General features: G+C 66.9%; 7 protein-coding genes. 6 read left to right on the plus strand and 1 reads right to left on the minus strand.

Annotation, left to right across the window (positions count from 1 at the left end; translation table 11 throughout):
- The first annotated feature begins 121 nt into the window (after positions 1 to 121).
- From aceE to lpdA, 4 genes are read left to right on the plus strand one after another with little or no spacing between them, the layout of a single operon-like run.
- Entirely contained in the window at positions 122 to 2,830 is a 2,709-nt protein-coding gene (aceE, locus tag KF892_01330) for a pyruvate dehydrogenase (acetyl-transferring), homodimeric type (protein ID MBX3623626.1), read from the plus strand.
- An 18-nt stretch (positions 2,831 to 2,848) separates the two neighbouring features.
- Positions 2,849 to 4,195 carry a dihydrolipoyllysine-residue acetyltransferase gene (gene aceF / locus KF892_01335; protein MBX3623627.1) on the plus strand — a complete coding sequence of 449 codons (1,347 nt, stop codon included), beginning with the start codon at positions 2,849 to 2,851 and terminating at the stop codon, positions 4,193 to 4,195.
- The gene (locus KF892_01340) at positions 4,192 to 4,770 is read left to right on the plus strand and encodes an MFS transporter (protein ID MBX3623628.1); all 579 of its coding nucleotides are present in this window, start codon (positions 4,192 to 4,194) and stop codon (positions 4,768 to 4,770) included. Before aceF ends, KF892_01340 begins: the two co-directional genes overlap by 4 nt.
- A 2-nt stretch (positions 4,771 to 4,772) precedes the next feature.
- Positions 4,773 to 6,560: a dihydrolipoyl dehydrogenase gene (lpdA, locus tag KF892_01345; protein MBX3623629.1), complete on the plus strand. Its 1,788-nt coding sequence runs from the start codon at positions 4,773 to 4,775 to the stop codon at positions 6,558 to 6,560.
- Between the two features lie 9 nt (positions 6,561 to 6,569).
- Here the strand turns inward: lpdA and KF892_01350 are convergent, their stop codons facing one another.
- Positions 6,570 to 8,462, minus strand: a complete 1,893-nt coding sequence (locus tag KF892_01350; protein MBX3623630.1) for a TolC family outer membrane protein — start codon at positions 8,460 to 8,462, stop codon at positions 6,570 to 6,572.
- A gap of 403 nt (positions 8,463 to 8,865) precedes the next feature.
- Between KF892_01350 and KF892_01355 the strand changes: the two genes are divergently transcribed.
- Both KF892_01355 and KF892_01360 read left to right on the plus strand, forming a co-directional pair.
- On the plus strand, positions 8,866 to 9,438 hold the full coding sequence (locus KF892_01355) for a transglutaminase-like cysteine peptidase (GenBank protein ID MBX3623631.1): 573 nt from the start codon (positions 8,866 to 8,868) through the stop codon (positions 9,436 to 9,438).
- A 52-nt stretch (positions 9,439 to 9,490) separates the two neighbouring features.
- Positions 9,491 to 11,419, plus strand: coding sequence for an EAL domain-containing protein (locus KF892_01360; GenBank protein MBX3623632.1), 1,929 nt, complete (start codon positions 9,491 to 9,493; stop codon positions 11,417 to 11,419).
- The last annotated feature ends 24 nt before the right edge of the window (positions 11,420 to 11,443 follow it).

The raw sequence follows: 11,443 nt of genomic DNA on the forward strand, positions 1-11,443 counted from the left end.
CCTCAGTTGTTCCATTTTTGATCCGTAAAAGTTCGTATAGTGAAACGGCGTAGCGCTATTTGAAAAAATTCAGACTTATGGGACACTCCGCCGCAACCTGAATCCCAACAAGGAGACAAGCATGTCTGCGATGCCAGAAGCCTTCCTGGGCGCGGCGGCCAACGATGCCGACGCACAAGAGACCCGCGAGTGGCTGGACGCCCTGTCCGCCCTGATCGAGGCAGAGGGCCCAGACCGCGCCCACTTCCTCCTTGAAGAGCTCATCAACCATGCGCGCCAGGCTGGCATCGACCTGCCGTTCTCGGCCCGCACGGCCTACGTCAACACCATTCCGCCGGACCAGGAAGAGCGCATGCCCGGCAACATCGAGATCGAAGAGCGCCTGCGCGCCTACATGCGCTGGAACGCGATGGCGATGGTGGTCAAGGCCAACCGCCTGCACCCGGCCGACGGCGGCGACCTCGGCGGCCACATCTCCTCGTTTGCCTCGCTGGCCACCATGTTTGGCGCCGGCTTCAACCACTTCTGGCACGCCGAGCACGAAGGCCACGGCGGCGACCTGCTCTACATCCAAGGCCACAGCTCGCCCGGCATCTACGCCCGCGCCTTCCTTGAAGGCCGTATCACCGAAGAGCAGCTCACCAACTTCCGCCAGGAAGTCGAAGGCAAGGGCCTGTCGAGCTACCCGCACCCGAAGCTCATGCCCGAGTTCTGGCAGTTCCCGACGGTCAGCATGGGCCTCGGCCCGCTGATGGCGATCTACCAGGCGCGGTTCCTCAAGTACCTGCATGCCCGCGGCATCGCCAACACCGAGAACCGCAAGGTCTGGGCCTTCCTGGGCGACGGCGAGATGGACGAGCCCGAGAGCCTGGGCGCCATCGGCCTGGCCGCACGCGAGAAGCTCGACAACCTGATCTTCGTCGTCAACTGCAACCTGCAGCGCCTCGACGGCCCGGTGCGCGGCAACGGCAAGATCATCCAGGAGCTGGAAGGCGAATTCCGCGGCTCCGGCTGGAACGTCATCAAGCTGCTGTGGGGTTCGTACTGGGACCCGCTGCTCGCCCGCGACAAGGACGAGATCCTGCGCAAGGTGATGATGGACACGGTCGACGGTGACTACCAGGCCATGAAGGCCAACGACGGCGCCTTCGTCCGCAAGCATTTCTTCGGGCAGCACCCCAAGCTCCTGGAGATGGTGGCCAAGATGAGCGACGAAGACATCTGGCGCCTCAACCGCGGCGGCCACGATCCGCAGAAGGTGTATGCCGCGTACCACCGCGCCGTGAACACCAAGGGCCAGCCGACCGTGCTGCTCATCAAGACGGTGAAGGGCTTCGGCATGGGCAAGAGCGGGGAGGCTCGCAACACCGCCCACCAGACCAAGAAGCTCACCGACGACGACATCAAGAGCTTCCGCGATCGTTTCAACATTCCGGTGAGCGACGAGCAGATCGAGAAGGGCATCCCCTTCTACAAGCCCGCCGACGACACCGTCGAGATGCGCTACCTGCACGAGCGCCGCAAGGCCCTCGGTGGCTACCTGCCCAAGCGCCGCGTCAAGGCCGACGAGACGCTCAAGGTGCCCGAACTCGACACTTTCAAGGCCGTGCTCGAGCCCACCGCCGAAGGCCGCGAGATCAGCACCACGCAGGCCTACGTGCGCTTCCTCACCCAGCTGCTGCGCGACAAGGAACTCGGCCCGCGCGCCGTGCCCATCCTCGTGGACGAGGCGCGCACCTTCGGCATGGAAGGCCTCTTCCGCCAGATCGGCATCTACAACCCCGAGGGTCAGAAGTACACGCCGGTCGACAAGGACCAGGTCATGTACTACCGCGAAGACCAGGCCGGCCAGATCCTGCAGGAAGGCATCAACGAAGCCGGCGGCATGAGCAGCTGGATCGCCGCGGCCACGTCGTACTCGACGAACAACCGCATCATGGTGCCGTTCTACGTGTACTACTCGATGTTCGGCTTCCAGCGCGTGGGCGACCTCGCCTGGGCGGCGGGCGACATGCAGGCGCGAGGCTTCCTGCTCGGCGGCACCTCGGGCCGCACCACGCTCAACGGCGAAGGCCTGCAGCACGAAGACGGCCACAGCCACATCCTCGCGGGCACCATCCCCAACTGCATCAGCTACGACCCAACCTTCGCGCACGAAGTCGGCGTGATCCTGCACCACGGCCTCAAGCGCATGGTGGAGAAGCAGGAGAACGTGTTCTTCTACCTCACGCTGCTCAACGAGAACTACCCGATGCCGGGCCTCAAGGCCGGCACCGAGGAAGAGATCATCAAGGGCATGTACCTGCTCGAAGAAGGCCCGAAGAAGACCCCACGCGTCAACCTGCTGGGCAGCGGCACCATCCTGCGCGAATCGATCGCTGCGAAGCAGCTCTTGAAAGACGACTGGGGCGTCTCGGCCAACGTGTGGAGCTGCCCGAGCTTCAACGAGCTGGCCCGCGACGGCCAGGACGTGGAGCGCTGGAACCTGCTGCACCCGACACAGACGCCGCGCGTGCCCTTCGTCGCGCAGCAGCTCGACAAGCACACCGGCCCGGTGATCGCGTCGACCGACTACATGAAGGCCTACGCCGACCAGATCCGCGCCTTCATTCCCAAGGGCCGCACCTACAAGGTGCTGGGCACCGACGGGTTCGGCCGCAGCGACTTCCGTTCGCGCCTGCGTGAGCACTTCGAGGTCAACCGCCACTACATCGTGGTCGCGGCCCTGAAGGCACTCTCGGAAGAGGGCACCGTGCCCGCGGCTAAAGTCGCCGAGGCGATCCAGAAATACGGCATCAACGCCGACAAGATCAACCCGCTTTACGCATAAGGCCGGAGACACAACAACATGGCGCTGGTGGAAGTGAAAGTCCCCGACATCGGGGACTTCAAGGACGTCGAGATCATCGAGGTGCTCGTCAAGCCCGGTGACACGATCAAGGCCGAGCAGTCACTCGTGACCGTCGAGAGCGACAAGGCCTCGATGGAGATCCCGGCTTCGCATGCCGGGGTCGTGAAGGAAATGAAGGTCAAGCTCGGCGACAAGATCAGCGAAGGCTCGCTGCTCCTGATGCTGGAGGCGGCCGATGGTGCATCGGCGGCGGCGCCTGCTCCGGCACCTGCCGCGGCTGCGCCCGCACCGGCGCCGGTGGCGGCCGCAGCCCCTCAAGCCGCCGCGGCGTCTGTGCCTGCCGCTCCTGCGGAGCGCACGCTGCCCACCGCGGCATTGCCGGCCCATGAGCCGACCGCACCGCGCGACCGCCTGCCGCACGCCTCGCCCACCATCCGCAAGCTCGCCCGCGAGCTGGGCGTGCCGCTGGACGAGGTGAAGGGCACGGGCCCGAAAGGCCGCATCACGCACGACGACGTGCACGGCTTCGTCAAGGGCGTGATGGCCGGCCAGGTGCAGACCAAGGCCCAGTCCGCCAAGGGCGGCGGCGCGGCAGCCGGTGGTGGCAACTTCCCGGGCCTGCCCGCCTGGCCGCAGGTCGACTTCGCGAAGTTCGGCCCCATCGAGCGCAAGGACCTCAGCCGCATCAAGAAGATCAGCGGCGCGGCCCTGCACCGCAACTGGGTGATGATTCCGCACGTCACCAACCACGACAACGCCGACATCACCGAGCTCGAAGCCTTCCGCGTGCAGACGAACAAGGAAAACGAGAAGAGCGGCGTCAAGGTCACGATGCTCGCCTTCGTGATCAAGGCTGTGGTGGCAGCGCTGAAGAAATTCCCCGAGTTCAACGCCTCGCTCGACGGCGACGCACTGGTGCTCAAGCAGTATTTCCACATCGGCTTCGCGGCCGACACGCCGAATGGCCTCGTGGTGCCCGTGCTGAAGGATGCCGACAAGAAAGGCATCCTGCAGATCAGCAAGGAGATGAGCGAACTTGCCGCCAAGGCGCGCGACGGCAAGCTCGGCCCCGCGGACATGAGCGGCGGCTGCTTCTCGATCAGCTCGCTGGGCGGCATCGGTGGGCGCTACTTCTCGCCGATCATCAATGCGCCCGAGGTGTCGATCCTCGGCTTGTCGCGCAGCGTGATGGAGCCGGTGTGGGACGGCAAGGCCTTCCAGCCCCGTCTCATGCTGCCCTTGAGCCTGAGCTACGACCACCGCGTGATCGACGGCGCCGCTGCTGCGCGCTTCAACGCGTATTTGGGGCAGGTCTTGGCTGACTTCAGGAGAGTCCTGCTGTGACCACCGTCGTGGTGGTCCGCAAGGCCGGGCAGGTGGCGATCGCGGGTGACAGCCTTGTCACCTTCGGCGACACCCGCCTGCCGCATGGCTACGAAAACAACGAGAAGCTCTTCAAGGTGGGCGACTCGTGGGTCGGCATGGCCGGCACCACGGCGCACTTCCCGGTGCTGCGGCGCGCGCTCGCGTGGCTGCCACCCGAGGAGCTCAAGCTGCACTCGCGCGACGAGGTGTTCGACACCTTCCTCAAGATCCACCCGAAGCTGAAGGAAGTCTTCTACCTCAACACCAAGGAAGAAGACGCCGACCCCTACGAAAGCTCGCAGCTCACCGCGCTCATCGCGAACGCGAGCGGCATCTACGGCGTGTACTCGTACCGCGAGGTCTTCGAGTTCGACCGCTTCTGGGCGATCGGCTCGGGCCGCGCGTTCGCGCTCGGCGCGATGTACGCCGCCTTCGACCGCGCCAAGACGGCACGCGAACTCGCCGAGATCGGCGTGAAGGCGGGATGTGAATTCGACAAGAACTCCGACGGCCCCGTGAAGGTGCAGGCGATCAAGCTCAAAGGAAAAGACTGAACATGGCGACCCTCGAGATCAAGGTGCCCGACATTGGCGACTTCAAGGACGTCGCCATCATCGAGGTGCTGGTCAAACCCGGCGACACGGTGACGAAAGACCAGTCGCTGGTGACGGTGGAAAGCGACAAGGCGTCGATGGAGATCCCGTCGTCGCATGCGGGTGTCGTGAAGGAGATGAAGGTCAAGCTGGGCGACAAGATCAGCGAAGGGTCGCTGCTGTTGACGCTGGACGCGTCCGATGCCGTTCGGGCTGAGCCCTCCACCGTTCGGGCTGAGCCTGTCGAAGCCCCCAAGCAGGTCGCCAGCCCTTCGACAAGCTCAGGGCGAACGGAGCCGGCTCCTGCGGCCGCCACCCACACCGGCGGCTCCGACCTCGAATGCGACGTGCTCGTGCTCGGCGCCGGCCCGGGGGGCTACAGCGCCGCCTTCCGCGCCGCCGACCTCGGGTTGAAGACCGTGCTCGTCGAGCGTTTCCCGACGCTCGGCGGCGTCTGCCTCAACGTCGGCTGCATCCCCTCGAAGGCCCTGCTGCACGTGGCTGCGGTGATGGATGAGGTGAAGCACTTCGAATCCCTGGGCGTGAGCTTCGGCAAGCCGAGCGTCGACCTCGCCAAGCTCAAGGCGCACAAGGACAAGGTGGTGGGCAAGCTCACCGGCGGCCTCAACGCGATGGCCAAGATGCGCAAGGTCACGGTGGTCCAGGGTACGGGCGAGTTCCTTGACCCCTACCACCTCGGCGTGACCAAGGCCGATGGCGGCAAGCAGATCGTCAAGTTCAAGAACGCGATCATCGCGGCCGGCTCCGAAGCGGTGAAGCTGCCCTTCCTGCCGAAGGACGACCCGCGTGTCGTCACCTCCACCGGCGCGCTCGAATTGCGCCAGGCCCCGAAGCGCATGCTCGTGATCGGCGGCGGCATCATCGGCCTGGAGATGGGCACGGTGTACAGCAGCACCGTGGGGGCGCGCCTCGATGTGGTGGAAATGCTCGACGGCCTGATGCAGGGCGCCGACCGCGACATGGTGAAGGTGTGGCAGAAGCTCAACGCGCCGCGCTTCGACAACATCATGCTCAAGACCAAGACGGTCGGGGCCGAAGCCACGAAGGACGGCATCCTCGTCAAGTTCGAGGGTGAAAACGCGCCGAAGGAACCGCAGCTCTATGACCTGGTGTTGCAAGCGGTGGGCCGTGTGCCCAACGGCAAGCGCATCGGTGCCGACAAGGCGGGCGTGGCGGTCAACGAGCGTGGCTTCATCCCGGTCGACATCCAGATGCGCACCAACGTGCCCCACATCTTCGCCATCGGCGACATCGTGGGCCAGCCCATGCTCGCGCACAAGGCGGTGCACGAGGGGCACGTCGCGGCCGAGGTCGCATCAGGCGATACGCATGCGGCGTTCGACGCCCGCGTGATCCCGAGCGTGGCCTACACCGACCCCGAAGTGGCCTGGGTGGGTCTCACCGAAGACGATGCCAAGGCGCGAGGCATCAAGCTCAAGAAGGGCTTGTTCCCGTGGACGGCTTCCGGCCGTGCGATTGCGAACACACGCGACGAAGGCTTCACCAAGCTGCTCTTCGACGAGGAGACCGGCCGCATCGTCGGCGGTGCGATCGTCGGCACGCATGCGGGCGACATGATCGGCGAGGTGGCCCTGGCCATCGAGATGGGGGCCGACGCCATCGACATCGGCAAGACCATCCATCCGCACCCGACGCTGGGCGAAAGCCTGGGCATGGCAGCAGAAGCCGCTGAGGGGCACTGCACGGACTTGCCACCCGTGAAGCGCTGATCGGTCAGGTCAGCGGTTGGACTCTTTGACGATCAACCACTGCCCACCGATTTGCTGCCAGATCAGGGACTTCTGCATCACGTCCTTGAAGCCTTCGGAGCGGTAGCTCTGCTTGAACTGCGTCTCGACGCGGTCGGGTGCGAGTTCGCGGGCCAGCACTTCCTCGAGCTTGATGTTGATCTCGCCCTTCCTCGTGACGAGGCGGCGCCGCTGGTTCTTCCAGCTCTCGGCATCGCCGAGTTCGGAGCGGAAGTCGGGCGCATAGAACGCGAGGTAGCGGTCGACGTCTTTCGCTTCCCACGCGGCCGCCCATTCGTTGAGGCGGCGCACTGACAAGGCGGTGGGGCCGTTGACCGACGCCGCGGTGGGCTCCGAGGGGAGCGTGTTCGCAGACGCCTTCAGAGGTGCCGCCGACTCGGTGCGCACGGACGGCGTCGCCACGCTGCCCACGGTCGTGGACGGCAGCACGGTGCCGGGTGTCAACGAAGCGGCGCGACGGTTGAGCTCGTCGAGGTTGAGCGGCTGGATCTCGATGGCCTCGAGCGGGCAGCGGCCGGGGCCTTCGTCGCCGGCCGACCAGTTCTCGCTGCCTTCCGGGGCTTCGCGGTCGCTGCGCAGGCCGAGCTGGGTATTCAGGCGGTTGAGCGCGGCCTGCACGCGGGCGTAGGCGATGCCGAGATCGAACTCGGCGTTGGCATACGAGCGGCGTGCGGTGTAGAGCTCGTTCTCCGAGTTCAAGAGGTCGAGCAGGCTGCGCTGGCCGATGTCGAACTGCTGGCGGTAGGCGTCGCGTGCCTTCTCGATCGCGAGCGTGTTGCGGTCGAGGTAGATCAGCTGGTCGGCGAGCTTCTTCGTGTCGTTGTAGGCGATGGCGAGCACCTGGCGCGCATCGCGGCAGGCCTTGTCGCGCTGGTCGGCGGCCTGGTTCACGAGGTTGGCCTGCTGGCGCACGCGGGCGCGGTCGCTGCCACCGTTGAAGAGGTTCCAGTTCAGCACGATCTCGGCCGAGCTGTCGCTGCGCTGGTCGCGCACGCCGTCGAAATTCTTGCCGGTGCCCGAGCGCAAGCGCGCTTCGAGCTTGGGCTGGTAGGCCGACTCGCGCGCGTTCAGCAGCTCTTTGGTGGCGCGCAGCGTCTCGATCGAGGCGCTCACGGCCGGGCTGCGGCGCGCGGCTTCGACCGAGGCCTCGTTGGCCGAGGCGGGCACGCCATCTTTGAGCGGCACCGGCAGCGGCATCGCCTTGGGCGGCGCCACGCCCACCACACGCTGGTAGCGCGCCGACACGTCGTGGAGGTTCGAAAGCTCCGTGGCGAGGTTCGACTCGGCCAGCGCCAGACGGGCACCCGCCTGTTCGAGGTCGACGCCACGGCCCACGCCGGCCTTGAAGCGCGACTGGATCTGGTTGAACGCGCTCTTGTGCTGCACGTAGCTGTCTTCGGCCAGCTGCACGAGGCGGCGGTAGCGCAGCACGTCGTAGTAGGCACGCGCGGCTTCGAGCGCGGTCTGTTCGGTGGCGTCGAGCAGCTCGAAGTAGCGTGCGAGCTTTTCGTGGCCGAGGCGGCCCACTTCGTTTTGCGTGGCGAGGCCGTCCCACAGCAGCTGGCTCAAGGTGAGCGAGGCGCCGCTGCGGCTGATGGATTGGCTTTGCGGCGTGCGCGAATCGATGCGGTCGCGGTCGCGGCCGGCAGAGGCACTCAGGTCGAGGCGCGGGAAGTAACCGCCACGCGCCCCGTCGACCGCATCGGCGGCCGCGCGGTAGGCGTTGAAGCGCGCGGTGACGTCGGGGTTGGTGTTGATCGCTTGCTGCGCCGCGGCCTTCAGGGCCTCATTGCTCTGTGCGCTGGCACTGGCGGCAAACGCCAGGGTGAGGGCAAGAGTCAAGGCTCGGGTCTTGAAGTGCATCAGGCAGGTCTTTCAGGAGCGTCGTCCAAGTAGTGAGGGGTTCCTTCGACGCGGGGCGAGTTTAGCCGCCGCGTTCCAGGCCTTCGTCCCCCCCGACCGCATGGCCGTGTGGGACTATTTCACGACCCTCGGCTGCACGGGCGGGTTCCGTGAAAAAGGCCCGGGTTGCCCAATAGCACCGATCGGCCGGCCTGCGCAGGCGAGAGACCTCAATTCCGCGGCCGGCGTGACGACAACAGGTCGTTAAACCGTCTTCGCGCCCGTGTCGATTTTTCACACCCCATCGTCGAGCCTGCATGAGCTGCGTGTGCGCTGCACGCCGCTGCGCCTGTGGGTGGTGGCGTGGCTGGTCGTGGCGCTGCTGGTGCCGGGCCTGCCTTCGCAGGCGTGGGACGCGGAACGCATGATGGCCGCGGCCACGCGCATCTCGCCACGTGCGGTGGCCGGGGTGAAGGCGCTGCAGCCGCTGCTGATGCAGTCGGTCGGGCAGGACGAGGCGGCGCAGCTGCAGGCCATCAACCAGTTCTTCAACCGGCGCATCCAGTTCCGCGACGACACCGAGGCCTGGGGCCAGGCCGACTATTGGGCCAGCCCCTTGGAGAGCCTGGACCGCGGCCAGGGCGACTGCGAGGACTACGCCATCGCCAAGTACTTCAGCCTGCTGGCCGTGGGCATGCCGGTTGCCAAGTTGCGGCTCGTCTACGTGCGCGCCCAGATCGGCGGGCCCAATGGCGTGGTGCAGGCCCACATGGTGCTGGCCTACTATGCGTCACCCGGTGCCGAGCCGATGATCCTGGACAACCTCATCACCGACGTGCGGCCCGCTTCGCGACGGCCCGACCTGGTGCCGGTGTTCAGCTTCAACAGCGAGGGGCTGTGGCAAGGTGTGGGGCCGCAGGCGGCGGGCGACCCGGCGGCGCGGCTGTCGCGCTGGCGCGAGGTTCTTGTGAAGGCGAGGGCGGAAGGGTTCCAATGACGAGCGTGATGAGAGCCCCCGGAACCAGAAGTACAACGAAAAGGAAAACGGCATGTCCCTGATCCGGCAGATCTGGCTGTTGATGCTGTCCACCGTGCTGCTGGCCTATGCCGGCAGCGTGACGGTCTCCGTCGAGTCGGCTCGGCACTACCTGCAGACACAGCTCAGGCTCAAGAACGCCGACAACGCCACCTCGCTCGCGCTGGCCCTGTCGCAGCAGAAGGGCGACCGCGAGCTGATGGGCCTCTTGATGTCGGCCCAGTTCGACACCGGCTTCTACCGCCGCATCAAGTTCGTCGCCGCCGACGGCAGCGTGCCCTTCGTGCGCGAAGCGCAGGCCACGGGCCAGGTGGCGCCGGCGTGGTTCGTGAAACTCGTGCCCATCGATTCCGACCCGGGCGTGGCCCAGGTGTCGGACGGCTGGCGTGCGCTCGGCAAGGTCGAGGTGGTGAGCCATTCCTTTTTTGCGCACGACGAACTGTGGGCCGGCACGCTGCGCACCGCCGCGGCGCTCGCGGTCGTGGGCCTGCTGGCCGGCGCGATCGGCGCGGTGCTGATGCGGCGCATCCGCAAGCCGCTCGACTCGACGGTGGAGCAGGCGCATGCGCTGGTGGCGGGCGAGTTCCGCATCGTGCCCGAGCCACGCGCACCGGAGCTGCAGCGCCTCACGCGCGCGATGAACACGATGGTGAGCCGCCTGCGCGTCACCTTCCAGGCGCAGGCCGACCAGCTCGACACGCTGCACAAGCAGGCCAACCTCGACCGGCTCACCGGCCTTTCGAACCGCGCCCACTTCCTCGGCCAGCTCACTGGCGCGCTGCAGCGCGAAGACGGCACGGCCGAAGGCGGCCTCGTGCTGCTGCGCGTGATCGACCTCGCCGGCATCAACCGCAGCCTCGGCCATGCGGGTGCCGACCGTGTGATCACCACCATCTCGCAGGCGCTCAAGCCCTATGCCGAGCGTGCCAAGGGCTGCTTCCTCGGCCGCCTGAACGGCTCGGACTTCGCGCTGTGCCTGCCGGTGCCCGGCGTGGCCCGCGAGACGGCGCAGGCCTTGTCGGACGCACTCTCGGTGCTGCTCACGAGCCTGGGCGGTGGCGCGGGCATCTGCCTGGGCGCCATCGAGCTGCACCGCGGCATGACGCCGGCGCAGGTGATGAGCGCGGCCGATGCTGCACTCGCACGCGCCGAAGCGCGCGGGCGTTTTGCCGTCGAGCTCAGCAACGAGCCCGAGCACAGCGTGGCGATGCTCGGTGAGGCCGCCTGGCGCCAGCGCATCCGCGATGCGCTGGTGCAGGGCCGCGTGCACCTCGTCAACTTCCCGGTGGTCAACCCGCGCGGCGAGCTGCTGCACCTCGAATGCCCGCTGCGCCTGCAGCTGGAAGATCAGGGCGAGTTCGAGCCTGCCGCCCGCTGGCTGCCGCTGGCGATGCGCAGCCGCCTCACCGTCGACGTGGACGAGCGCGCGCTTGCGCTTGCGCTTGCCGAATCGGGCGCCGACGGGCTGGCGCGCTGCGTGAACCTGTCGCCGGCGTCGCTGGCCGACAGCAGCTTCTCCTCACGCCTGCGCGCGCTCCTGTGGGATTCGCCGCGCGTGGCGCGCCTCATCTGGCTCGAAGTCTCGGAGTCGGCCGCGGTCGAGCATTTCGACCTGCTGCAGGAGCTGAGCCGCCAGCTGCGCCCGACCGGCGTGCGCCTCGGCCTTGAACACGCGGGCGAGCGCCTCGGCCTGATCCCCCGCCTCTTCGAAGCGGGGCTCGACTACGTGAAGCTCGACGCCTCGATGATCACCGGCGTGGGCAGTGACGACCACCGTGCCACCTTCGTGCGTGGCACCGTCACGCTGCTGCACGGCCTGTCCTTGCAGGTCTACGCCGAGGGCGTGGCCGATGCGACCGACGCGAAGGCGCTGTGGGAATGTGGCATCGACGGCGCGACCGGGCCGTACATCTCCCAGCAAGCCACGCCCGGCAGCAACTGATCTGAACGAAACCCGCCGCGCTCG

The sequence above is a fragment of the Rhizobacter sp. genome (assembly GCA_019635355.1).
In the GTDB taxonomy this organism is placed as follows: Bacteria; Pseudomonadota; Gammaproteobacteria; order Burkholderiales; family Burkholderiaceae_C; genus Rhizobacter.

Bases quoted from the DNA above. Each gene is read 5' to 3' on its own strand.
- aceE (MBX3623626.1), top strand. From the start codon at position 122: ATGTCTGCGATGCCAGAAGCCTTCCTGGGCGCGGCGGCCAACGATGCC.
- aceF (MBX3623627.1), top strand. From the start codon at position 2,849: ATGGCGCTGGTGGAAGTGAAAGTCCCCGACATCGGGGACTTCAAGGAC.
- lpdA (MBX3623629.1), top strand. From the start codon at position 4,773: ATGGCGACCCTCGAGATCAAGGTGCCCGACATTGGCGACTTCAAGGAC.
- KF892_01350 (MBX3623630.1), bottom strand. From the start codon at position 8,462: ATGCACTTCAAGACCCGAGCCTTGACTCTTGCCCTCACCCTGGCGTTT.
- KF892_01355 (MBX3623631.1), top strand. From the start codon at position 8,866: ATGATGGCCGCGGCCACGCGCATCTCGCCACGTGCGGTGGCCGGGGTG.
- KF892_01360 (MBX3623632.1), top strand. From the start codon at position 9,491: ATGTCCCTGATCCGGCAGATCTGGCTGTTGATGCTGTCCACCGTGCTG.